This window comes from Streptomyces sp. CC228A, assembly GCF_021390935.1.
In the GTDB taxonomy this organism is placed as follows: domain Bacteria; phylum Actinomycetota; class Actinomycetes; order Streptomycetales; family Streptomycetaceae; genus Streptomyces.
On sequence record NZ_JAJPUI010000006.1, the window covers coordinates 460,686 to 483,043 of the forward strand.

Annotated in this window: 18 protein-coding genes, 4 pseudogenes and 1 riboswitch; of the genes and pseudogenes, 11 read left to right on the forward strand and 11 right to left on the reverse strand. The window is 77.0% G+C overall.

What is annotated here, in order from left to right; genetic code table 11:
* Nucleotides 1-103 precede the first annotated feature (103 nt).
* From L6E17_RS19950 to L6E17_RS31540, 3 genes and pseudogenes are all read left to right on the forward strand, one after another.
* Complete coding sequence (locus L6E17_RS19950; protein ID WP_236242090.1) at nucleotides 104-691, forward strand: TetR/AcrR family transcriptional regulator; 588 nt, start codon at nucleotides 104-106, stop codon at nucleotides 689-691.
* On the forward strand, nucleotides 688-1,062 hold the full coding sequence (locus tag L6E17_RS19955) for a hypothetical protein (protein WP_236242091.1): 375 nt from the start codon (nucleotides 688-690) through the stop codon (nucleotides 1,060-1,062). The genes L6E17_RS19950 and L6E17_RS19955 overlap by 4 nt, the downstream gene beginning before the upstream one ends.
* Before the next feature lie 59 nt (nucleotides 1,063-1,121).
* Nucleotides 1,122-1,281: pseudogene (locus tag L6E17_RS31540) on the forward strand (peptidase); the annotation flags it as partial.
* 88 nt (nucleotides 1,282-1,369) lie between these two features.
* On the opposite strand, the gene L6E17_RS19960 reads toward L6E17_RS31540, so the two are convergent.
* The 7 genes and pseudogenes from L6E17_RS19960 to dhaK all read right to left on the reverse strand — a co-directional run bounded on the left by L6E17_RS19960 (nucleotide 1,370) and on the right by dhaK (nucleotide 6,357).
* On the reverse strand, nucleotides 1,370-2,248 hold the full coding sequence (locus tag L6E17_RS19960) for an energy-coupling factor ABC transporter ATP-binding protein (protein WP_236242145.1): 879 nt from the start codon (nucleotides 2,246-2,248) through the stop codon (nucleotides 1,370-1,372).
* Nucleotides 2,249-2,250: 2 nt separating this feature from the next.
* The gene (gene cbiQ, locus L6E17_RS19965; protein WP_236242092.1) at nucleotides 2,251-2,997 is read right to left on the reverse strand and encodes a cobalt ECF transporter T component CbiQ; all 747 of its coding nucleotides are present in this window, start codon (nucleotides 2,995-2,997) and stop codon (nucleotides 2,251-2,253) included.
* 5 nt (nucleotides 2,998-3,002) lie between these two features.
* Nucleotides 3,003-3,350: an energy-coupling factor ABC transporter substrate-binding protein gene (locus L6E17_RS19970; protein WP_236242093.1), complete on the reverse strand. Its 348-nt coding sequence runs from the start codon at nucleotides 3,348-3,350 to the stop codon at nucleotides 3,003-3,005.
* A complete protein-coding gene (locus L6E17_RS19975; protein WP_236242094.1) occupies nucleotides 3,347-4,045 on the reverse strand; it encodes an energy-coupling factor ABC transporter permease in 699 nt (232 codons plus the stop codon). Before L6E17_RS19975 ends, L6E17_RS19970 begins: the two co-directional genes overlap by 4 nt.
* 29 nt (nucleotides 4,046-4,074) lie before the next feature.
* A riboswitch (cobalamin riboswitch) is annotated at nucleotides 4,075-4,280 on the reverse strand.
* 44 nt (nucleotides 4,281-4,324) lie between these two features.
* Nucleotides 4,325-4,743, reverse strand: a pseudogene (locus L6E17_RS19980) (PTS-dependent dihydroxyacetone kinase phosphotransferase subunit DhaM).
* Nucleotides 4,740-5,359, reverse strand: a pseudogene (dhaL, locus tag L6E17_RS19985) (dihydroxyacetone kinase subunit DhaL). Before dhaL ends, L6E17_RS19980 begins: the two co-directional pseudogenes overlap by 4 nt.
* A 5-nt stretch (nucleotides 5,360-5,364) precedes the next feature.
* A complete protein-coding gene (gene dhaK / locus L6E17_RS19990; protein ID WP_236242095.1) occupies nucleotides 5,365-6,357 on the reverse strand; it encodes a dihydroxyacetone kinase subunit DhaK in 993 nt (330 codons plus the stop codon).
* Nucleotides 6,358-7,547: 1,190 nt separating this feature from the next.
* On the opposite strand from dhaK, the gene L6E17_RS19995 reads away from it, so the two are divergent.
* The 3 genes and pseudogenes from L6E17_RS19995 (at nucleotide 7,548) to L6E17_RS30640 (ending at nucleotide 12,676) form a co-directional block, all read left to right on the forward strand.
* Nucleotides 7,548-9,359: a S8 family serine peptidase gene (locus L6E17_RS19995; RefSeq protein WP_374109099.1), complete on the forward strand. Its 1,812-nt coding sequence runs from the start codon at nucleotides 7,548-7,550 to the stop codon at nucleotides 9,357-9,359.
* Nucleotides 9,360-9,569: 210 nt separating this feature from the next.
* A pseudogene (locus L6E17_RS20000) lies at nucleotides 9,570-10,007 on the forward strand (ATP-binding protein); the annotation flags it as partial.
* Nucleotides 10,008-10,435: 428 nt separating this feature from the next.
* Entirely contained in the window at nucleotides 10,436-12,676 is a 2,241-nt protein-coding gene (locus tag L6E17_RS30640; protein WP_374109095.1) for a LuxR C-terminal-related transcriptional regulator, read from the forward strand.
* A gap of 36 nt (nucleotides 12,677-12,712) precedes the next feature.
* On the opposite strand, the gene L6E17_RS20010 is transcribed toward L6E17_RS30640, so the two are convergent.
* A complete protein-coding gene (locus tag L6E17_RS20010; protein ID WP_236242096.1) occupies nucleotides 12,713-12,925 on the reverse strand; it encodes a hypothetical protein in 213 nt (70 codons plus the stop codon).
* A gap of 617 nt (nucleotides 12,926-13,542) precedes the next feature.
* Here L6E17_RS20010 and L6E17_RS20015 point away from each other — a divergent pair.
* From L6E17_RS20015 to L6E17_RS20030, 4 genes are all read left to right on the forward strand, one after another.
* A complete protein-coding gene (locus L6E17_RS20015) occupies nucleotides 13,543-14,043 on the forward strand; it encodes a SigE family RNA polymerase sigma factor (protein WP_236242097.1) in 501 nt (166 codons plus the stop codon).
* Between the two features lie 60 nt (nucleotides 14,044-14,103).
* Nucleotides 14,104-14,502, forward strand: a complete 399-nt coding sequence (locus L6E17_RS20020) for a hypothetical protein (RefSeq protein WP_236242098.1) — start codon at nucleotides 14,104-14,106, stop codon at nucleotides 14,500-14,502.
* A 99-nt stretch (nucleotides 14,503-14,601) separates the two neighbouring features.
* Nucleotides 14,602-15,879, forward strand: coding sequence for a hypothetical protein (locus L6E17_RS20025; protein ID WP_374109096.1), 1,278 nt, complete (start codon nucleotides 14,602-14,604; stop codon nucleotides 15,877-15,879).
* 81 nt (nucleotides 15,880-15,960) lie between these two features.
* Entirely contained in the window at nucleotides 15,961-17,052 is a 1,092-nt protein-coding gene (locus L6E17_RS20030; RefSeq protein WP_236242100.1) for a class I SAM-dependent methyltransferase, read from the forward strand.
* On the opposite strand, the gene L6E17_RS20035 is transcribed toward L6E17_RS20030, so the two are convergent.
* On the reverse strand, nucleotides 17,031-18,377 hold the full coding sequence (locus tag L6E17_RS20035; RefSeq protein ID WP_236242101.1) for a DUF6777 domain-containing protein: 1,347 nt from the start codon (nucleotides 18,375-18,377) through the stop codon (nucleotides 17,031-17,033). The genes L6E17_RS20030 and L6E17_RS20035 overlap by 22 nt on opposite strands.
* A 616-nt stretch (nucleotides 18,378-18,993) precedes the next feature.
* Between L6E17_RS20035 and L6E17_RS20040 the strand changes: the two genes are divergently transcribed.
* The gene (locus L6E17_RS20040) at nucleotides 18,994-20,097 is read left to right on the forward strand and encodes a streptophobe family protein (RefSeq protein WP_308315910.1); all 1,104 of its coding nucleotides are present in this window, start codon (nucleotides 18,994-18,996) and stop codon (nucleotides 20,095-20,097) included.
* On the opposite strand, the gene L6E17_RS20045 is transcribed toward L6E17_RS20040, so the two are convergent.
* Together L6E17_RS20045 and L6E17_RS31545 are read right to left on the reverse strand one after the other, a co-directional pair.
* On the reverse strand, nucleotides 20,016-21,041 hold the full coding sequence (locus tag L6E17_RS20045) for a serine/threonine-protein kinase (protein WP_236242102.1): 1,026 nt from the start codon (nucleotides 21,039-21,041) through the stop codon (nucleotides 20,016-20,018). The genes L6E17_RS20040 and L6E17_RS20045 overlap by 82 nt on opposite strands.
* Complete coding sequence (locus tag L6E17_RS31545) at nucleotides 21,038-22,354, reverse strand: hypothetical protein (RefSeq protein ID WP_374109097.1); 1,317 nt, start codon at nucleotides 22,352-22,354, stop codon at nucleotides 21,038-21,040. Before L6E17_RS31545 ends, L6E17_RS20045 begins: the two co-directional genes overlap by 4 nt.
* Nucleotides 22,355-22,358: the final 4 nt, after the last annotated feature.

Genomic DNA, 22,358 nt, shown 5'->3' on the forward strand with positions numbered 1-22,358 from the left:
GTGGCCGCGCGACGCCGGTGAGGAGTCCCAAGGGTGCCCAGTGCGCGGAATGGGCCGCCCACGGACATTCCATACGGGTCGACCCGTATGGTAAAGGTGGAGCATGACTTCTTCTCCTGCCGGGCGCGGGCGCCCCAGAGACGAGCGGTCCGGGGCCGCGATCATCCGGGCGGCTGCCGAACTCGTCGCCGAAGGCGGCTACGCGGCGACGTCCATCGGCGCGGTCGCGGCCCGAGCGGGTGTCGGCAAGGACACCGTCTACCGGCGCTGGTCCGGTAAGCCGGAGCTGGTCTACGAGGCCGTCTTCACGGTGGCCGACACCGCCGCCCTGCCGGACACCGGGACGCTGGAAGGGGATCTGACCGCCGTGGTGCAGTCGCTGGTGGACGAGTTCTCCGCGCCCGCCGCCGCGGCGGCCCTGCCCGGCCTGCTCGCCGACTTCGCCGCCACGCCGGAACTGCGCGCGACGATCCGCTCCCGGTTCCTCCAGCCGGCCAAGGAACGGCTCGTCGCGGTGTTCGAGCGGGCCGAGCGGCGCGGGGAGACCGGCGCGGACCTGCCGGTCGACCTCGTGCTGGACACCCTGGCGGGGGCGGTCTTCTTCCACCTGGGGGTCATCGGCGAACAGCCTGCCGCGGATCTGGCCCGGCGCATCGCCCGGATGATCGCGAAGGGGGTCGAGGTCCGGTGAACGGCTGGCTGCTCGCGGCGGGCGGTATCGCGGCGGCGACCGCCCTCGTCCACGCCGCGGCCGGCGGCCGGTCGGTCGTCCTCCCGCTGCTGGGCAGCGAGGTGGCCGCCGAGCCCAAGCGGACCCTGCACGTCGTGTGGCACATGGTCACCGCCGACCTGCTGCTCAGCTCCGTCGCCCTGCTGGTGCTCGCCTGCGCGTCCGCGCCCAGCACGCCGCTCGTGCTGTTCATCGCCGCCCAGTACCTCGCGTACGCGGCGGCGTTCCTCACCGTCACCCTGGCTGCCGACTGGCCGCGCCCGCTGCTGCGGCTCCCGCAGTGGATGCTGCTGCTGCCCGTCGGGGTTCTCGCCCTCATCGGCGCCACGTGAACCGGCGCCCTCTCCCACCGAGCCGCCACGGGCGTGGGGCGGGCGCATGCGTGGGGGAGATCTGGGGCAAGACCGGGGCGCGGCCCGGCTACCACACGGGTGGTCGCGGCGACCCGCGACCTGTCCCGCACGCTCGTCTACTCGGTCAACGCCACCGACGCCAAGCTCAAGGGGTACGAGCTCGCCGCGCGGTTCGCCTTCCCCGCGTTCCGCCGCTGACGCACCCGGCCCGCCCGCCGCCGGGCGGCCGGCGGCCGCGGGACACGCACGGGACCCGCACCACGCGCGGACCGCGCCTGGTGCGGCGTCACCCTTCCCCGGGCGCCGCCGCGGCGGCGGGTGTCCCGGTCGGCGCTGCCGCCCAGGCGTCCAGTTCCTCGGCCGTGACCGGGCCCGCCTCGTGTGCGCCGAGCAGTCCGCGGGACCGCAGCAGCCCGGCCACCGCGACCGCCCACGGCCGGCGCAGCCGGGCGGCCCGCAGCAGGTCCGCGTCGGCCAGCAGCTCCGCCACCGGGCCGGTGCGCAGGCCGTCCGGGACCAGCACCGCCGCGTCGTCCGCCCAGCGCAGCGCCAGGTCCACGTCGTGCGTCGCCATCACCACCGTCGTGCCCGAGCCCCGCAGCCCGTCCAGGACGGCCAGCAGCCGCTCCTGGCCGTGCGGGTCCAGACCCGCCGTCGGCTCGTCCAGGATCAGCACCCGCGGCCGCATCGCGACCGCACCCGCGATGGCGGCCCGCTTGCGCTGCCCGTACGACAGCAGGTGCGTCGGCCGGTCCTCCAGCGCCGCGATGTCGAGCGCCTCCAGGGCCTCCCGCACCCGGGCCCGCACCTCGTCCTCGGGCAGCCCCAGGTTCATCGGCCCGAACGACACGTCCTGCCCGACGGAGGCCGCGAAGAGCTGGTCGTCCGGGTCCTGCACCACGAGCTGCACGGTGGTCCGCAGCCGGGTCAGCCCCTTCCGGTCGTACGACACGTCCTCACCGGCCACCCGCAGCCGCCCGGCCGTGCACCGCAACCCGCCGCTGAGCAGCCGCAGCAGGGTCGTCTTGCCCCCGCCGTTGCGGCCGAGCAGCGCCAGCGCCCGCCCCTCGGGCACGGCGAAGTCCACCCCGCTCAGCACCTCGGGGCCGTCCTCGTACGCGAAGGACGCCCCCCGCAGCTCGACCACGGGCGCCGCACCCGGCACTGTCACAGCAACCCCTCCAGTACGAAAGTCAAGGCGACGACCGCCGCCGGCAGGGCGGCCGACGCGGCCAGGAATCGGCGGTCCACCGGCGCCTCGGGCACCAGCACCCGCAGCGTCCCGTCGTAGCCGCGCCCGGCCAGGCCGACCTGCAGCCGCGCCGCCCGGTCGAAGGCCCGCACGAACGCCGTCGCCGCGAGCCCCGCCACCGACCGCCAGGCCGCGGCGCGGCTGGTCAGCCCCAGCCGCGCCGCCTGCGCCTGACGGATCCGGGCCACCGCGTCCAGCAGCAGGAAGCTGATCCGGTACATCACCAGCGCCACGTCGACCACCGGCGCCGGGACCCCCGCCCGCGCCAGGCGGGGCAGCAGGTCCGACACGGGCGTCGTGAACGCGAACAGCAGCACGCCGAGCGACGCCGCCGACGTGCGCAGCAGCAGCTGCCCGGCCTGCGCGGGCCCGTCCGGCGCCAGCGTGAGGAACCCGCCGGGCGCGCCCACCTGGAACAGCAGCGGCACGGCACCCGTCACGCAGAACCCGAGCGGCAGCCGCCAGCTCCGCCACAGCTGCCGGGGCGCCACCCCGGCCGGTCCGAGCAGCACGGTGACGGCGGCCACCGCCACGAGCACGGATCCCGGCCACGGCGGCAGCGCCACCGCGCACCCCGTCAGGCCGAGGCCCAGCACCGCCTTCTCGGCGGGGTGGCGGCGGCGCCAGCGGTTGCCGTGCGCCGCCACGTCGATGGGCAGCACCCGTGCTACTCCGCGGCCGGGTCCTGCGCGGCCGGAGCCGCCGCACCGCGGGACCGCTCCTCGACCTGGCGGCGGCCCCGGCGCACCCCGAAGTAGTACGCCAGCACACCCGCGCCGATGGCCGCCTGCAGGGCGAACAGCGCCGACTCGATCTCTCCGGACGGCGGTTCGTACAGCGGGCTGAACCACGGCTCGTAGTCGGGGGCGATCTCCGTGATCGCCGTCTCCGCCTGCGCGTCGGCACCGGCGAACGGCTCCTCCTTGCCCTCCCCCAGGCCGAGCGCCAGCGGCAGCACCGCGAGCGCCACCACGACCAGCACCAGCAGGAGGTTGACCCTCGTGTTCCGCTTCATCGGGCCGCCGCCTCCTCCGCGGTACGCCGCGCACCCGGCGTCAGCACGCCGAGCCGCAGCAGTTCGCCCTTGCTGGACTGGCTCAGCAGCCGGACCACCAGCACCGTCAGCAGCCCCTCGCTCACCGCGAGCGGGATCTGCGTCAGCGCGAAGATGCTGCCGAACTTGCCGAGCGCGCCCGCGACGCCGCCGGCCGGGTCGGGGAAGGCGAGCGCCAGCTGCATGCTGGTCACGCAGTACGTCGACAGGTCCGCGACGAACGCGCCGAAGAACACCGCCACCATCAGCGGCGCGCCGGACCGGCGCAGCAGCCGGTACATCCCGTAGCCGGCCCACGGGCCGACGATCGCCATGGAGAACGCGTTCGCGCCCAGCGTCGTCAGGCCGCCGTGCGCCAGCAGTAGTGCCTGGAACAGCAGGGTGATCGTGCCCAGCACCGCCATGACCGGCGGCCGGAACAGGATGGCCCCCAGGCCCGTGCCCGTCGGGTGGGAGCAGCTGCCCGTCACCGACGGGATCTTCAGTGCCGACAGGACGAACGTGAACGCCCCGGACGCGCCCAGCAGCAGGGTGGACTCCGGGTGCGCCTTGACCTCCCGGGTCAGGGCGCGCACCCCGTGGACGACGAAGGGGGCGGCCGCCGCCGTCCAGGCGACGGCGTGCCCCTGGGGCAGGAACCCCTCGGCTATATGCATGGGTAGGAGACCCTCTCCAGCACCTCGTGGATGGACAATCGCGCCCTGGCCGGTCTCCTGGCTGACGGGTCGTACCGCCGCGGCTCCGCCTTCCCGGACGCAGCGGTCTCCCGCGGCGGTCCAGTGGCTTCCCCGGTGGCTACCGGAGGGTGGAGCCGGACTTCCCGATTCACAGTGGCGAGGGCCGCACCGGCTTCACACCGGTTTCCCGTACACCAAGGCCCTGTGACAGTAGTGGCTTGAACTGCCGCCTCACAACCGCGTGCAACCCGTACTTGCTCACTCTTTGCGATACTGGTACGCCTCCGCGGCGGCGGCCGCCACCGCGTCCAGGTCGGCGCCCGCCGACGCCGTGACCAGGGCCGCCACCGCGCCCTCCACGAACGGCGCGTCCACGAGCCGCGTCCCGGCGGGCAGTCCGTCCTCCTCCGCCAGCAGCGCCTTCACGGTGAGCACGGCGCTGCCCAGGTCGGCCAGCACCGCGACCCCGGCGCCCCCGTCGACCTCCCGCGCCGCCCGGACGACGAGGTCCGCGCTGGTGCCGAGCCCGCCCCCGGGCAGGCCGCCCGCCGCGGCCACCGGCGCCGCGGATCCGCCCCCGCGAGCCCACGGGCGAGGGCCGCGACGGACACGGCGACCTCCGCGCTGTGCGACACGAGGACGATCCCCACGCGGGCGCCTCCCGCACCGGCGCTCACCGCGCCGCCCCGGCCGCTTCGGCGAGGGCCGCGAACAGCAGCGCCGACGACGCGGCGCCCGGATCCTCGTGGCCCACCGACCGCTCGCCGAGGTAGCTGGCCCGCCCCTTGCGGGCCCGCATCGGCACGGTCGCCGCCGAACCCTCCGCGGCCGCCCGTGCGGCCGCGCCGAACGCGGCGGCGTCCTCGGCGAGCGCGGCCGCGGCGGGCTCCAGCGCGTCCAGCATGGTCTTGTCCCCGGCCCGTGCCCCGCCCAGCCGCCCACCGCGGCGACCCCCGCGGCCAGCGCGCCGGCGAGCTGCCCGGGCGCCACCTCCACCGCCTCACCCAGCTCCTTGCCCGTGCGCCGCAGCAGCGTTCCGTACAGCGGTCCCGACGCCCCGCCCACGGTGGAGATGAGCTGCCGTCCGGCGAGCACCAGCACGGCGCCCGGCGTGCCCGGCGGCTCCTCCTCCAGCGCGGCCCGCACGGCGGTGAAGCCCCGCCGCAGGTTCACCCCGTGGTCGGCGTCGCCGATGGGGGAGTCCAGTTCGGTCAGCCGGTCGGCCTCGCGCTCCACCGCGTCGGCCGCGGCCGACAGCCAGCGCACGCAGAACCCCGCGTCCAGTGCCTCCACCGCGTTCACCGCCCCCACCGCAGTGCGGGGGTCGCCACCGGCGCGTCCCAGAGCCGCAGCAGCTCCTCGTCGGCCTGGCACAGCGTCACCGAGGCGCCCGCCATGTCCAGCGACGTGACGTAGTTGCCCACCAGCGTCCGTGCCACCGCGACCCCCCGTTCCCCCAGTACCCGGTGCACCTCCGCGCCGAAGCCGTACAGCTCCAGCAGGGGCGTCGCCCCCATGCCGTTGACGAGCAGCAGGACCGGGGCGGTCGGTGCCAGGTCCGCGAGCACCGCGTCGACCGCCACGTCCGCGATCTCCCGTGCGGTCATCATCGGCCTGCGCTCCCGGCCCGGCTCGCCGTGGATGCCGACGCCCAACTCCAGCTCGCCAGGCGGCAGGTCGAAGGTCGGCGAGCCCTTCGCGGGCGTGGTGCAGGCGCCGAGCGCGACACCGAAACTGCGGGAAGCGGCGTTCACCCGCCGCGCGACCGCCTCGACCTGCTCCAGCGGCCGGCCCTCGTCGGCGGCGGCCCCCGCGATCTTCTCCACGAACAGCGCGGCCCCGGTGCCGCGCCGCCCCGCCGTGTAGAGGCTGCCGGACACGGCGACGTCGTCGTCGACCAGGACCTTCGCGACCTGGACACCCTCGTCCTCGGCCAGTTCGGCGGCCATCTCGAAGTTCAGCACGTCGCCGGTGTAGTTCTTCACCACGAACAGCACTCCCGCCCCGCCGTCCGCGGCGGCGGCCGCCCGCACCATCTGGTCGGGCACGGGCGAGGTGAAGACCTCGCCGGGACACGCGGCCGTGAGCATGCCCGGCCCCACGAACCCGGCGTGCAGCGGCTCGTGCCCGGAGCCGCCGCCGGACACCAGGGCCACCTTGCCCGCCACCGGCGCGTCCCGCCGCAGGACGATCCGGTGCTCCACGTCCACGGTCAGCTCCGGGTGCGCGGCCGCGATCCCGCGCAGCGCGTCGGTGACGACGGTCTCGGGCACATTGATCAGCATGCGCATCGGCATCTCCTCGCGAGAGTGCGCTGTCGGGCCGGTCCGGACACTAGCCGCCGGAACCCTGCACCGCGAGGGGACCTGCCGCGCCGCCCGGAAGGCCCGCTCCGCGCGAGGCGACCGTCCCGGCGGGTGAAGGGTGAAGGGTGACGGGTGACGGGTGGCGTTTGGGCTGTCCGGGCGCCGGGCGCCGGGTGGCGGGTGCCGGATGGCGGGTGGCGGTTGGGCGGAGGCGCGGGGTCTGGGGCGGCGGGTGGCCGGTCGGGTGCCTGGTCCGTGGGGCCGGAGGCGCCGGGGGTGTGCGCTTCCGGCTGTCCCGGCGAGGTGTTCGCCTCTTCGGTGCCCGACAGGGCGGCGCGGGCCGCCGCTGAGGAATGGGACCTGCCACCCCGGCGGGCCGCGGGCCCCGGGCGCCCGATGGGCGGGGAGCGGCGGTCGGCAGGGGCCGCCTGCCCTTGCCTCCGCGACACCGCGTACGGCCCTGCGCGGCGCGGGTCTCGGCCGGGTGGGCGCGGCCCGTCCGGTGGGTCCGCCGTGCCGTCCGACCCACCCGCGGCTCGCCACCCGCCACCGGCCACCCGCGGCTCGCCACCGGCCGCCCGCCACCGGCCGCCCGCCACCGGCCACCCGCCACCCGCCACCGGCCGCCCGCGGTCCCGCGCCGCGGCTGTCCCGGCCCCCCGTTCCCGCGCCCGTGCGCAGACGCCTGGTACGGTGCCCGGCATTGGTCCGGACCAGCCTCCCCCGCAGGGCCTCCGACAGGGCCGGTAAGCCCGCTGCCGAGCGCAACACCCGCAGGTGGGGGCGGTATTCGGGGGGTGCCCTCGCCGCTCGGCGGTGCCCCGGGCGGGCGCGACAAGGGTTTTCCCCGTATCGGCTTCATCCGGCGTTTCCCTACTGTTCCCGCACCGGTGGTTCCCCCTCGCTGACGTGAAAATGTCAGGTGCATGTAACCCCACCCCGCGCCTGCGCGTCCCAGGGGCACCACCGGTGACGGCCCCGACGACGAGGCCGTCCACGCCGGCGGCGGCGCGGGGGCGCACCCGGCCCCACGGGGCTGTGGAGGCACCCCACACGCAGCCACAGTCCCGCGCCGCCCGCCCGCGTTCCGCACCGTCAGCTGCTCCGGGAGTCGCCGGAGCCAGCCCCTGAAAGGGAACACCTTGAACGGTTCCAGGCGGAGACTGATATCCGTCGTGGCCGCCAGCGCCACGATCCTCGGCGTGGCCGCCACCTCCTCGGTGGCGCTCGCCGCTCAGGCCACCCCCCAGCCGCAGCCGGCCGCCCCGGCTGCGCAGGCCATGACCCCTGCCGTCCCGGCCGCCCCGGTCGAGAAGCTCATCGTGACCTACAAGTCCCGTACCGCGGAGGCCACCTCCAACGACGCCGCCAAGAGCGACGCCGCGGAGAAGGGCAAGAAGACCGGCGAGAAGCTGGCCTTCGAGCGCCGCCTCGCCGACGGCGCCGCGCTCGTCGACCTCGGCACCGACGCCGCGGGCAAGGACGCCGCCAAGGTCATGGACGCCTTCCGCGCCGACCCGGCCGTCGCCTCCGTCGAGCCCGACGTCCGCGCCTACCCGATGGCGATCACCCCCAACGACACCGACTACGCCAAGCAGTGGGACCTCTTCGAGCCCACCGGCGGCATGAACGTGCCGGGCGCCTGGGACACCACCACCGGCAGCGGCGTCACCGTCGCCGTCATCGACACCGGCTACGCGGCCCACTCCGACCTCGCCGCCAACACCGTCGCCGGCTACGACTTCATCTCCGACTCCGCCGACGCCCGCGACGGCAACGGCCGCGACGGCAACCCCGCCGACGAGGGCGACTGGAACGCCACCGACAACGAGTGCGGCTTCGGCTCCCGCGCCAGCAGCTCCTCCTGGCACGGCACCCACGTCGCCGGCACCATCGCCGCCGTGACGGACAACGCCAAGGGCATCGCCGGCGTCGCGTACGGCTCCAAGGTCCAGCACGTCCGCGTCCTCGGGAAGTGCGGCGGCTCCTCCGCCGACATCGCCGACGCCATCACCTGGGCCTCCGGCGGCAGCGTCCCCGGCATCCCCGCCAACGCCACCCCCGCCAAGGTCATCAACCTGAGCCTCGGCGGCGCCAGCAGCACCTGCCCGACCGTCTACCGCAACGCCATCAACGGAGCCGTCTCCCGCGGCGCCACCGTCGTCGTCGCGGCCGGCAACAGCAACGCCGACGCGTCCGGCTTCACCCCCGCGAACTGCGCGAACGTCATCACCGTGGCGTCCACCAGCCGCGAGGGCAACCGCTCCTACTACTCCAACTACGGCTCGACCGTCGACGTCTCCGCCCCCGGCGGCGAGACCCGCCGCGCCACGGACACCCCGGGCACCGTCACCACCCCCGAGAACGGCATCCTCTCCACGCTGAACTCCGGCACCACCGTCCAGGCCGGCGAGAACTACAAGCCGTACCAGGGCACCTCGATGGCCGCCCCGCACATCGCCGGCCTCGCCGCGCTGATGAAGTCCGCGGAGCCCTCGCTGACCCCCGCCGACATCGAGTCCGCGATCAAGGCCAACGCCCGGCCGCTGCCCGGGACCTGCTCCGGCGGCTGCGGCGCCGGCATCGCGGACGCCACCAAGACCGTGAACGCCGTCACCGGCGGCGGCTCCACCCCGGGCACCGGCACCACGTTCACCAACACCGCGAACGTGACCATCAGCGACGGCGCCACCGCGACCTCCCCGATCAGCGTCACCGGCCTGACCGGCAACGCCCCGGCCGCCCTGAAGGTCGACGTCGACATCAAGCACACCTACCGCGGCGACCTCGTCATCGACCTCGTCGCCCCGGACGGCAGCGCCTACCGCCTGAAGGACAGCAGCGGCAGCGACGCCACCGACAACGTCCTCGCCACCTACACCGTCGACGCCTCCTCCGAGACCGCGGGCGGCACCTGGACCCTCCGGGTCCGCGATGTGTACACGGGTGACACCGGCTACATCGACTCCTGGGGCCTGACCTTCTGACAGCCCTGAAACACCAGTATCACCGCAGGTCAGGGGCGCGTCCACGGCACACCGCCGGGGGCGCGCCCCGCCCCGTGCCCGGCCTCCTGCCGTCCACATGCCGGACACGGCACCTGGACTCCGCCGTCCGAGTTCGTATCCTCACAGGGCGCGGACACCTGGTCCGCTGCGTACGGGCGGGGGCCCGCACGCACCGGAGGGTGGTGGCACATGAGGACGACGCCTTACCGCTCCACGCTCGTGGGCAGGGCCCGGCTCGTCGAGCGGCTCACCCAGACCCTGCACGCCCGGGGCCGCGCCGTCCTCACCGGACCGGCGGGCGTGGGCAAGACCGAGGTCGCCCAGGCCGCCGCCGCCGAGGCCGCGGACCGCGGCGAGACGGTCCTCTGGCTGGCCCCGCAGCCCGCCGACCGGGACATGCCCGGAGCGGCGGCCGCCGCGCTCGTCGCCTCCGTGCCGCCCGCCGCCCTGGACGGGCTGCCCGGCCCGCAGCGCGCCGCCGTCGCCGTCCTGTGCCGCGAGGCCGCCGTGCCCGACGCCGACCGGGACCCCATCGCCCTGCGGCTCGCGCTCGCCCGCATCCTGCGCACCCTCGCCGAGGAGCGGCCCGTCCTGCTCGTCGTCGACGACACCCGCCACCTCGACCCGGAGAGCGCCGACCTGCTGCGCTTCGCGCTGCACCTGGCGCCGCCCGAGCTGCGGGTCCTCGCCGTCGAGACCCCGGCGCCCTACGCCTCCGCCCACCCGTACGGCTCCGACCCGGCCCCCGGCGCCGGCGGCCCGTACACCGCGGGCCCGGCGCAGGGCCCCGCCGCCCCGCACACCTCCGCCGCGGCCTACGGCCCGGCCACGCCGTACAGCGCCGGCTCCGGGCCGGGCGCCGCCTTCCGCCGGGCGCGGGCCTGCGACCGGGAGGGCGCCTCCCGTACGCGTCCCCACCTCCGTACGGCTCCGACGGCCGCCCCGGCGACGGGACCGCCGGCACGGCACGCGGCGCCGAGCAGGAGCACGCCCCCGCGGCGCCCTCCGGCCACGACCGCGACGCCGCCGCGGGCGGCAGCCCGCTCGCCCTGTGGGTGCCGTCCGAGGCCGACGTCCTCCTCGTCCCGCCCCTCCAGGCCGACGAGATCGCCGAACTGCTCGTGCACCACCGCCTCGCCTCCCGCATGGCCGGGCGCATCCACCGCGCCAGCGGCGGCAACCCGCGGCTCGCGCTCGCCGTCGGCCGCTCCCTGGCCGACGCCAGCACCCCCGTCCACCACGCCGAGGCCCTGCCGCTGTCCGGCCGCGCCCGCGACCTGGCCCGCCGGATGCTCGCCGTCGCCCCGCCCGCCGTCCGCTCCGCCCTGCTGCTGGCCGCGCTCGCCCTGCGGCCCACCGCCGCACTCGTCCGCCGCGCCGGGCGGCCCTCCGCGGAGGCGGAGCTCGCCGCCGCCGAGCGCGCCGGACTGGTCTCGCTCACCGAGGACGGCGCCGTCCGCTTCACGGCCGGCCTGCTGCCCACGACCCTCGTCCACGACACCTGCTGGACCGAGCGCAGCCGCGCCCACACCGCCCTCGCCCAGGTCGTCGACGACCCCGTCGAGGCCGTACGGCACCGGGCCCTCGCCACCGACGTCCCCGACGAGGACCTGGCGGCCGAGGTCGCCGCGGCCGTCGACACCGTGCGCCGCCGCGGCAACAGCGCCCTGGCCGCGGAACTGGCCCTCCTCGCCGCCGAGTCCACCCCTGCCCACCTCGCGCGCCGCCGGATCGCCCGGCTCGCCGCCGCGGCCGGGGAGGCGGCCCGCGCCGCCCGCGCCGACCTGGCCCTGCGCGCCGCCGCCGACCTGCTGGCCCGCGACGCCGAGCCCGCGGACCGGGTCCGTGCCCGCCTCGCCGTCATCGACACCGCCGGGCAGGGGCTCACCGACCTCGACGAGATGTTCGTCCACGCGCTGGAGGACGCCGAGGGCGACCCCGCGCTGCGCGCCGCGGTGCTGCTGCGCCTCACCGTCAAGCACGTGCTGGCCGACGCCGACCCCGTACGGTCCCGCGCCGCCGCCGTGGAGTCCGCCGCCCTCGCCGCCTCCGTCGGGGACCGCCACATGGCCGCGCAGGCCCTCACCCAGCAGGCCCGCATGGACCGCGTCCTGGGCGCCCCCGACGCCGAGCGGGCCCTCGCGGAGGCGCGCGCCCTGGAGATGGCCGACCGGCCCCTGGGCGTCCGCAACGCCGCCCAGATCCTCACCGCGCGCCACGCGCTCTTCGACGACCGGCTCGGCGAGGCCCGCGACCAGATCAACGCGCTGCTGCCGCTGGTCGAGCGGCGCGGCCCCGTCGAGGACACCATCGAGCTGCTGCACACCCTCGCCGCCGTCGAGGCGCGGCGCGGCCAGTGCGCGGCCGCCCTCCAGCACGCCCACCGCTCCCTCGCCCTCACCCTGGAAGCGGGCCTCTCGCCCGGGCCCGCGTGGTACACGCTCGCCCTCGCGGAGGCCGCCGGCGGCTCCTTCGCCCGCGCCGCCAGCTACGCCCGCCGCAGCGTCCAGGCGTCCGAGGAGGAGGGCGACCACGTCTTCCTCTCCCGCAGCCTGTACGCACTCGGCCGGGTCCAGCTCCTCACCGGGGACGTGTCCGGAGCCCTGGAGACCCTGCGGCGCGTCCAGGACAACGAGCGGGCCCTGCGCACCGTCGACCCCGCCATGCTCCGCTGGCACGAGGAGCTCGCCGAGGCGCTGCTCGCCAACGACGCCCGCGAGCAGGCCGAGGAACTCCTCGCCGACGTGGGCCCGGTCGCGGAACGCCTGGGCCGCACCACCGTGCTGCTGGGCTTCGACCGCGCCTACGCCCTGTGCCTGGCGGCGGGCGGCAAACCCGAGGACGCGGCCGCCCTGCTGGTGGAGACCGCCGAGCGGTTCGCCGCCCACGGGCTCGTCCTGGAGCAGGGCCGCTGCCTGATCGCCCTGGCCCGGGTGGAGCGCCGCCGCCGCAGGCGGTCCGCCGCGCAGCAGGCCCTCCAGTCCGCGGCCGCCGTCTTCGAACGCGCCGGTGCCGCGCCCTGGCTGCGGCTCACCGGCGAGGCCCCGGGCCGCGCCGAGTCCGCACCCGCGGGCGGCGACGCGCTGTCCCGCCTCACCGACGCGGAGGCCCGCCTGGCCCGGCTCGTCGGCCAGGGCGCCAGCAACCAGGAGGCGGCGGCCCGGCTCTACCTGAGCGTGAAGACGGTGGAGGCGCGCCTCACCCGCATCTACCAGAAGCTCGACGTGCGCTCCCGCGCCCAGCTCGCCACGGTCCTCAGCATCGGGCCGGACAACGGAGCGGGGCCGCCGCGGTGAGCGGCGGCCCCGGCTGAGGACCTGCGGGGGAGTGGGTCAGCGGGCTTCCCCGCCACGGGTGGCGGTGCTGTCCGTGCTCTGGTCGCCGCCCGTCGCGCCCTCCACGAGCGAGTCCAGTGCCTCCGCGCCGACCAGGGCCCCCGGGTCGGGCAGCCCGTCGCCGACGGCGGCGTGCGACGGAGGGGAGACGAGGGCGGTGACGAAACCCGCGGCGAGCGAGGCCACGGCGAGCATGCTGCGCTTCTTCATGCCCCCCTCAACTCCGCCACCCGCCGATCGGTCACGCCGCACGCCAGTACGAGCGTGCTCGGCCCTCTGTGCGGCCGGTGTCCGGCCCGCCCGCCCGAGGGGAGGCCGGCCGCCCGCACGACCGTGAGCCGGTCCGCCCCCGGCCGGTGCCTGCCGCCCCGCACCCGCCGACCCGCCCTCCGGCCGGGCCTGCCGCCCCGCACCTGCCGCCCTGCACCTGCTGCCCGGTCCCGCTGCCCGGCTCCTGCTGCCGGTGTCCGCTGTCCGCCGCTCGCCCCGCTGCCTCCTGCCCGGCGCCCGCCCCGCTGCCCGGTGTCCCGTGCGCTGCCTGCTGCCTGCTGCCTGGTGCCTGGTGCCTGGTGTGCCGTGTGCCGCCCGCTGCCCGCTGCCCGCTGCCCGGTGTGCCGCGCGCTGCCCGACGTGCTGCGTGCGCTGCCCGGTGTTCCGTGACGCTGTCCGACGTCGTGATGCGTCCGCTGTCCGGCGTCCTGTGGGCGGGGCCGCTGTCCCGGCGCCCGGCCCGGCGGTCGGCGGGCGGGCCGGTCCCGTTAGCCTGGCGGCCGGGGAAGTGCGCTGCCCGCGCCGTACACCAGGACCGACCGGCAGGGGGAGCCGCAGTGACCGACGAGGAGTTCGCCGTGTTCTACGCGCAGGCGGTCCGCAGGCTCACCGGGCAGCTGTACGTGATGACAGGCGACTTCCACGAGGCGCAGGACGTCGTGCAGGAGGCCTTCGCCCGCGCCTGGGACAAGCGGCACCGCCTCGACCGCGACCTCGGCCCGGAAGCGTGGGTGCGCACCGTGGCGTGGCGGCTCGCGGTCAGCCGCTGGCGGCGGGTCCTGCGCGGGCGCCGCGCATGGCAGCGCCGCGCCGACCCGGCTGCCGCCCCGGGCCCCGACCCCGCCGCGGTCGACCTGGGCGAGGCGCTGCGGCGCCTTCCCGCCCGGCAGCGGCAGTGCGCGGCGCTGTACTACGTCTGCGACCTGACGGTCGAGCAGATCGCCACCGAGACCGGGCTCGCCGCGGGCACGGTGAAGACGCACCTGTCCCGGGCCCGGGCCGCACTGGCCGCACACCTCGGCGGCCCCGCCCCCGCCCTGGAGGAGCGCGATGTCTGAGCACGACGACCTGCTGGCGCAGCAGCCGGGGCGGCCGCCCGGCACGCGGGGAAACAGGCGGTGCCCGCGGGCATGGAGGCCGTCAGGGCACGCGGGCGCGCCCTGCGCAGGAGGCGCGCCGCGGCCGCCGGGGCGGGGGCGGCCTGCGGGGCCCTGGCCGTCGTGCTCGCCGTCGTCCTGGGCGGGCCCGAGCCCGCGCCGCCCGCCGACCCGGGGCCGCTGCCCGCCGCGTCCGAGTCCGGAACCACCGCCCCGGAGCCCTCCGGCACCGCCCCGGTTCCGTCCGGCACCGCCCTGGAGCCCTCGCGGTCCGTGCCCCCGCCGACCGGCACGGGTGCGGAGCCCACCGACCCGGCCCGCACGGTCCCCCCGCCGGATCCGTCCGCCTCCACCCCGGGCCCGCCCGGCACGGTCACCGTGCCGCCCGTCCGGAGCACCCTCCTGCCCGCTCCGGGGTGAGCTGCGTCTCACCGGTCAACCGCCCCCCGCCCCTGGGGCGTACAGCCGGCGTCAACCCCTCTCCCCACCGGGTCCCCGCGGGACCCGCCGAAGGAGCCGATGCCGGTGCCCACCGCTCTGACCGCCGCCCGACCGCCCCACCCGGACCACGACCGCCCCGACCACCCGGACGACGGCCGACCGGACCGCCCTCCGCACGAGCGCCCGCCAGGGCAGGGCCGGCTGACGCACCGCCGGGCCGGGCAGCCCCGGTGGTGCACGCCCGCGGCGGCCCGCGCCGCGCTGCGCGTCGGCGCCGTCCACTCCGGGGCCGTGATCGCCCATCTCCTCGTGCTCGCCGTGCTGGACCCGCCCGGCGGCCCCGGGCTCAGGGACCGGCTGCTGTCCTGGGACGCCCGCCACTTCGCCGCCATAGCCGCCGACGGCTACCCCGCCGGGTTCACCTACACGCAGAGCGGTGAACTCACCGGCAACGAGCTGGCGTTCTTCCCCCTCTACCCGCTCGCCATCGCCGCCGTCCGCGCCGCGACCGGCACCGACGCCGGCACGGCCGCCCTCCTCACCGCGCACCTCGCCCTCCTCGCGGCGACGGCCGCCCTGTACGCCCTGCTGGCCCGGCTCCACGGGGAGCGCACCGCGCTGATCGGCATCGTGCTCTTCGCGGGGGCCCAGCCCATGGCCGTGGTCCTCACCATGGGCTACAGCGAGGGCCTGTTCACCGCCCTGGCCGCCGGGAGCCTGCTCGCCGCCCACCGGCGGGCCTGGCTGACGGCCGGTGTGCTGGCCTCCCTGGCGGGCCTGACCCGGCCCGTCGCGGTGGCCGCCACCCTGGCTCTGGCGACGGCCGCGGTCCTGCACATGCTGCGCGCCCGCCGCGTCGCGCCGCGCGCCCTCGCCGGCGTCCTCCTGGGCTGCGTGGGCACCCCGGCCTACCTCTTGTGGGTGGGGCACCGGCTGGGGCGCGCGGACGCCTGGTTCCTCATTCAGGAGGCCGGCTGGGGCACGTACTGGGACCACGGGGCCGGCTTCGCCGGCTTCCTGGGTGACGCGCTGCTGCGGCTCGACGGATGGGTGCCGGTCAGCACCGCCTTCCTCGTGCTCCTGCTGCTGGCCGCGACGGCCGCGGCCTGGCGCCGCGGGGCGTGGCCGCCGCTGCTGGTCTACGGCACGGTGGTCGCCGTCCTCACCGTCGGCCAGTCGAACTACTACCACTGCAAGCTGCGCCTCCTCGTCCCCGCGCTGCTGTTCCTCGTCCCGCCCGCCCGCGCCCTGGCCCGCGCCCGCCCTCGCACCGCCGCGGCCGTCCTGGCCGGGCTGGTCCTCTTCGGCTGCTGGTACGGCGCCCACATGCTCACCACCTGGCCGTACGCCATCTGAGGCGGACCGCGGGCCCGGTTCGCCGCCCGGCGGCCGCCTGCCTACCGTGGAGTCAGGGGAACCGCGGCACGAGGAGGCGCCATGGCGACCGCCGACCAGCAGTACGCGGCATCCGGCGCGGCGGGGCGGGAAGCGCGCGAGGAGTTCGCCGGGAAGGTCATCGACGTGCTGAACGCGTCGTCGGTCGCGCTGTTGACCAGCGTCGGCCACCGGACCGGCCTGTTCGACACCATGGCGGGGCTGCCTCCTTCGACCAGCGGGGAGATCGCCGAGGCGGCGGGCCTGGACGAGCGGTACGTCCGGGAGTGGCTCGGCGGCATGGCCATCAGCGGCTTCGTCACGTACGAACCGGACACCGCCCGCTACCGGCTCCCCGCCGCCCACGCGGCCTGCCTCACCCGGGCGGCCGGGCCCGACAACCTTGCCACGCTCATGCAGTACGTGGGGCTGATGGGCGGGGTGGAGGACCGGGTCGTCGAGGCGTTCCGGCACGGCGGCGGCGTGCCCTACTCGGCCTACCCCCGCTTCCAGGAACTCCAGGGGGAGGAGAACGCGCGGGTCTTCGACGCGGCGCTCGTCGACACGATCCTCCCCCTCGCGCCCGGCGTCACCGACCGGCTGCGCGAAGGCGCCGACGTCCTGGACGTGGGCACCGGGCAGGGCCACGCCCCCGTCGTCATGGCGCGGGCCTTCCCCCGCAGCCGCTTCCACGGCCTCGACCGGTCGGAGGAGGGCATCGCCGCGGGCCGCGCGGAGGCTGAGCGCCTCGGCCTGGGCAACGTCGGCTTCACGGTGGGCGACTCGACGGAGATCCCCGGCACGTACGACGTCGTCACCGCCTTCGACGTGATCCACGACCTGGCCCGCCCGGCCGAGACCCTCGCGGCGATCGCGGCCGCCCTGCGTCCGGGCGGCGTCTTCCTGATGGGCGACATCGCGGCGTCCAGCAACCTGGAGGACAACCTCGGGCACCCGCTGGGTCCCGCGCTGTACGGCTTCTCGGTCTTCTACTGCATGACGACCTCGCTGAGCACCGGGGGCGCGGGACTGGGCACGGTGTGGGGCGAGCAGACCGCCCGGCGCATGCTCGCCGAGGCGGGGTTCACCCGCGTCGAGACGCACAGCGTCGAGGGCGACCCCCTGAACCTGTACTACGTCGCCGCGAAGGACTGAACCGCAGGCGCCCCGGGGCCGCCGCCCCCTCCGCCGGCCGCGCGCGCCCCGGCCGCTCCCAGCGGCTGGCGGATCCGGCCGCCCGGTCCGGCCGCAGCCGCTTCCGGAGTCGGCCGCTCCCGATGTGCGCGGCCGGATCCCGCCGTTCGCAGGACCGGCCGCTCGCAGGACCGGCCGCTCGCAGGACCGGCCGCTCTCCGCCGCCGCGGACGGGACGGCGGGCGAGCGTACGGCGGTCGGCGGCAGGGCGGGGAGCGGCGGCCGTCAGGAGGCGCCGGGGAGGCGCCGCCCGGTGTCGCTTCGTCGCCGGGCGCGCTGCCGGTGCCCGGAGGCGGCTCCTCGGTGGTGGTGCCGCCGCCGGGCGTCTCCTCGCCGGGCGGCGGGGCGGTGGTGGTCGTGGGCGGCTGCTGCGGCGACTCCGGCGGGCAGGGCGTCCTGCCCTCGGGGGTGGGCTCGCCGGGCGGCACCGTGACGCAGCCCGGGTCCCGCGGGGACGCCGTCGTGACGGATCCGCCGGGCGAGGGGCTCTGCGTCCCGGGCGACTTGGTGGTCCGCTCGTCGTCGTTCGCGTCGGTGTCCCCGCGGTGGCGCTCGATGCGCCCGCCGTCGGGAGTGACGAGCACGAAGCTCTCCACCGGCTTCGCGGCGGGCCTGACCACGACGACCTGGGACTGGTCGAAGCCCCGCCACGGCTCACCCTGCATGTCGTACCCGGATCGGAGCTCCGCCGGCGAGGTCAGGGGGTTGCCGCACGCGCACCGCACCCGCGGTTCACCCCGCGCGTCGACCAGCACCGCGGTCCCGGCCTGGAGGACCGCCTGGTACGGGTAGGGCTTGCCGTCGCGGTAGCCGTGGTTGGTGACCCGGGTGTCGAGCCGCAGCCGCACGGGCGTCAGCCCCCGCAGATACGCGGGGACCTCCTCGGCGGTGATGCCGAGCACCGCGGCGAAGGCGGCGCCCTTGGCCTCGTCGGCCGCGAGGAAGTCGATCTGGCGCTCCACGTCGCAGCTGGCGACGTTGCGCGTGCCGCCGTAGAGGCCCGGGTCCGAACCGGTGACCGTGGCCAGCCGCGTCGCGCCGGCGGGCCGGCTCGGGGTCGGGGGCGTGGCCGCCGCCTTCGTGGACGTGCTGTCGGTGAACGGGTTCTGGCCCGGCGGGTCGGGCGGCTGCAGGAAGAGGTCGTTGGCGCCGCCCGCCGGGCTCAGGGACGCGAGGTCGCCGGGGCTGGTGGCGGCGCTTCCCTCCCCGTCGCCGCCACCGGACAGCGCGAGGGCGACCGCCACGGCCACGGCCACCAGGACCGCACCGGCCGTCGCCGCGATCACCCGGGTCGACCGCCACCACGGGGGCCGGCCATCACCACCGTCCGCGCCACCGCCGCCCCCTGCACCCCCGCCGCCCCCGCCGCCTCCGCCGTCCCCGTCGCCTCCGCCACCCGGGGGAGCGGGCGGGGACGGCTGGGCGGGAGCCGTCGGCTGCTGCGAGGGAGACGCGGGGCGGCCGGAGGACGGGCGGCCCGACAAGGGACCCGACGGGGGGCCAGTGGGGCGGCCGGAGCCGGGATCGGACGTCACGTTCATCCCTTTCTTCCGTTTCGCGCCATTGTGTGCCCCGTCCGGGCGCCGTCCGCAAGCCGAGCGCCGCGGACCGTGCCTAGCGTGGGCGACGTGAGCAGTCGCGAAGCCGCCGAGCGCGGCCCGTCCCAGGACAGCCTGCGGCACGCCCTCCACGACTGGCGCGACGCGCTGGCCGCGGTACTGGCCGCCCTGGCCGCCATGGCGGTGGCCGCCGCCCTCGGACTGTGGGCGGCGGGCGCCACCGACCTGCCCGGCGGGGCGTTCCCCGGGTCGTCGCCGCCGTCGTCGTCATGGCGGCGGGCGGCGACGTCGACCTGTCCGGCGGCGCGGGCGGCTCGCCGGGGCGGAAGCGGAACTCGTCGCCATGCCGCTGTCGGTCAGCCTCACCGGCGCCCTGGTCCTCGGCGCGGGCTTCCTGCGGCCGCTGCGCCACCGGGCCGTCGCCTCCGGGCGCGAACTCCTCGGCAGGGCGGGGCGTACGGTCGTCCTGTGGCTGGCCGGGCTCGCCCTCGCCGCCTCCCTCGCGCGCCACACCTTCACCGACATCGTGCCGCAGGACAGCCCCGCCGGCGTCATCAGCGACCTGCTCGGCGACGTGCTGGACGCCTCGCCCGAACTCGGCTTCCAGGCCCGCCTCGGCAGCACCCTCCTCTACGGCCTGCTGTGGGTCCTCGGCGTCCTCGCCATGGCGCTTCTCGTGTCCCGCAAGGCGCCCCTGCCCACCCGCCTGGTCCGCTACCAGGAACCCGTCAGGCCCGCCGCCTTCGCCATGCTGGTCCTGCTCCTCGCGTACGTCGCCGTGGGGCTGGTGACCGGGCTGGTGGTCGCCGCGACGAAGGGCCACACCGCCGACACGTTCGCCGTGCTGCTGCTCGGCCTGCCGAACCTCGTGTGGATGGCCCTCGGGCTCGGGGTGTTCGCCTCCTGGGAGGGCAAGGTGGAAGGGCCGTTCGGCCTGCCCATGCCGCACGTCCTCGACCAGGTGCTGCGCGGCGAGGAGATCACCACCCTCGACGTGCGGGCGCTGGCCGAGTACGACGGCCGGGCCTGGTGGCTGGTCCCCGCGGCGGCCGTGCTGCTCCTCGCCGCCGCCTTCCTCATGGCGGTCCGCTCACCCGCCCGCACCCGCCTGTGGCAGCAGGCCCTCCACTTCGGCGTCGCCTTCGCGCTCACGATGCTCGCCATCGCCCCGCTGACCCGGCTGCGCGCCAGCCTCGGCCTCTCCCTGCTGGGCATCTTCGAGATCGACGCGCTCGGCGGGGAGGCCGTCCTGCGCCCCCACCTGTGGACGGCGGTCGGCCTGGCCCTCCTGTGGGGACTCGCCGCCGGGCTCCTCGGCGGGCTCCTCGCCTCCCCGGTCCGCAGACGAGGCGACGTGACCCGGACTCAGCCCGGTCCGGGAGAGGCGTACCGGAACACCGGCAGCGCCCAGCGCGGCGGCGAAGGCGGCGGCCCCGACGGCACGTAGGGGCCGCCCGCGGCAGCGGGCCCGGGCGGTGCGGGGGACACCGGGGCGGCCGCGGGGGACGCCGCCGCCCGCAGCGCCGACACGAACTCCCGGCACGACCCGTACCGGTCCTCCGGCGCTTTCGCCAGCGCCCTCGCCAGCACCCCGTCCAGCCCCGGCGGCAGGCCCGGACGGACCGCGCCCAGCGGCGGCGGAGGGTCGTACTGGTGCGCCCACAGCAGCGCCAGGTCGTCGTCCCGCCGGAACGGCGGAGCGCCCGTCAGCATCTCGTACACCACGCAGCCCAGGCTGTACACGTCGCACCGGCCGTCCACCGGGCGCCCGGAGATCTGCTCCGGCGCCACGTAGTCCAGCGTCCCGACGAACTGCCCCACGCGAGTGAGACCGGTCAGCGACTGCGACTTCTTCGTCAGCCCGAAGTCCGTCAGGTACACGTGCTCCGGGTGGTCGCTGTCGGTGCCCTCCGCGACGAGGATGTTGCCCGGCTTGACGTCCCGGTGCACCAGGTCGTGGCGGTGCGCCGCGTCGAGCGCCGACGCCACCTGCGCGGTGAGCCGCACCGCGGTCGGGGGCGGCAGGGGGCCCTCGCGGTCCAGCAGCGCCCGCAGGTCCTGGCCCGGTACGTACCGCATGGCGATGAACAGCACGCCCTCCGTCTCGTCGGCCTCGAACACCGGCACGATGTTAGGGTGGTCGATCGCCGCGGCCACCCGCGACTCGCGGACGAAGCGCTTGCGGAAGGTGTCGTTGCGGGCCAGCTCGGGCGCGAGCAGCTTCAGTGCCACGGTCCGGTCCAGCCTGAGGTCGCGGGCCCGGTAGACAACCGCCATGCCGCCGCGCCCGATCTCGGCCTCCACGCGGTACGACGCGATGCGTTTCCCGACGAGCCCGGACGGCCGGCCCGCCGGCAGCACGTCCGCGCGGTCCGCGGGCTCCCCGCTCACCGCACGCCCTCCCCCCGGTCCTCGTCCGGCGCCTCCAGCACCCGCGTCGGCTCCTGGCCTCGGGTGACGCTGCCGGCCCCTGCGGTGTCCTCGTCCTGGGTGCCGGCGGGGTCGTCGGTGTGGTGCTCGGTCGGCGGTTCCATCATCCGGGTGGGCTCCTGGGGGGTGGCCGCGGTCCCGGCCACGTCCACGACCCGGGTCGGCTCATGGCCGGCTGCCTGCTGCTGCGCGGGCGCGCCGCTCTCCCGGGCGGGCCCGGAGCGCCCGTCGTCCTCGTCGGCGCCGCCACGCCGGCCCCAGCCGGCCTCTCGGGCCTCTCGGGCATCTCCGGCGTCTCCGGCCTCTGCGCAGTCTCCGGCCTCTCCGGGCCCTCCGGCGTCCGCAGCCTCGTGAGCCCTCTCGGTCTGACCGTCGCCTGCGGACGTCTCAGCGCCGTTGCCGTTGCCGTTGCCGTCGCCGTGGTCGGCCGTGCCGGCCGTGTCGGGCGGGGCGCCCTCGGTCCGGGTGGCGTCCTCGCCCGTACCGGCCCGGTCGGCCTGACCGGACAGCCCGGTGTCCCCGGGGGACCCGGCCGCGTCGGCGTTCCCGGCGGCAGCGGCCGAAGCGCCGGACCGGTCGGCGTCCCCCGCCTGCCCCGCCCCGTCTGCCTCCGCGGCTTCCCCGGCCGCCTGGTCCGTGCCGGTCCCGTCGCGCTCGGCCACATCCCCATGCTCGCCCGCACCGGCCGGCACGGGCTGCGCGAGGGAGGGCGGCCGTGGCCGCGTACGCGGCCAGTTGGGCGCCGTCGCAGTACAGCCAGCGCTCGTGCTCCGCGTCGTACAGCCACAGCGACTCGCCCTCGACGACCACGCCCACCCGCAGCCCGGCCGTGCGGCCGCGGAACCCCTCGCGGTCCGTTCCGCCCCCGCCAGCGCCTCCACGGCCTCCCGGTAGCGCGCCACCGCCTCCTCCGCCCGGCCCAGCAGCCGGCGCGGATCCGCCGTCCGCGCCCCCGGCTGAGCGGCGGCGGGCGGGTCGGCCGGCACGGACACCAGCAGCCGCGCGTCCACCCAGGCCGCCCAGCCGTTGGAGCACACGACGCGGCCCCAGTCGCCCCGCCGCTCGTCGAGCCGGACCGGCAGGAACGGGTCGAGCGGCACCGTCGGCAGCTCCGCTCCCGGCGTCTCCCACGCGGGCAGACCGGCGCGCGGTACGACGTGCGTGGGCCGGAAGTCGGGGACCGCCGGGTCCGTCCCGTCGAGAGCCCAGGACTGCCCGGGCCACGCGACCGCCTCGGGCGCGGCCGGGTTCACCGGATCGGTGGGGGAGGCCATGGGG

Coding starts and splice junctions, on each gene's coding strand:
- L6E17_RS19950 (WP_236242090.1), top strand. CDS start 104: ATGACTTCTTCTCCTGCCGGGCGCGGGCGCCCCAGAGACGAGCGGTCC.
- L6E17_RS19970 (WP_236242093.1), bottom strand. CDS start 3,350: ATGAAGCGGAACACGAGGGTCAACCTCCTGCTGGTGCTGGTCGTGGTG.
- L6E17_RS19975 (WP_236242094.1), bottom strand. CDS start 4,045: ATGCATATAGCCGAGGGGTTCCTGCCCCAGGGGCACGCCGTCGCCTGG.
- dhaK (WP_236242095.1), bottom strand. CDS start 6,357: ATGCGCATGCTGATCAATGTGCCCGAGACCGTCGTCACCGACGCGCTG.
- L6E17_RS20010 (WP_236242096.1), bottom strand. CDS start 12,925: ATGAAGAAGCGCAGCATGCTCGCCGTGGCCTCGCTCGCCGCGGGTTTC.
- L6E17_RS20025 (WP_374109096.1), top strand. CDS start 14,602: ATGCCGGTGCCCACCGCTCTGACCGCCGCCCGACCGCCCCACCCGGAC.
- L6E17_RS20030 (WP_236242100.1), top strand. CDS start 15,961: ATGGCGACCGCCGACCAGCAGTACGCGGCATCCGGCGCGGCGGGGCGG.
- L6E17_RS20040 (WP_308315910.1), top strand. CDS start 18,994: ATGCCGCTGTCGGTCAGCCTCACCGGCGCCCTGGTCCTCGGCGCGGGC.
- L6E17_RS31545 (WP_374109097.1), bottom strand. CDS start 22,354: ATGGCCTCCCCCACCGATCCGGTGAACCCGGCCGCGCCCGAGGCGGTC.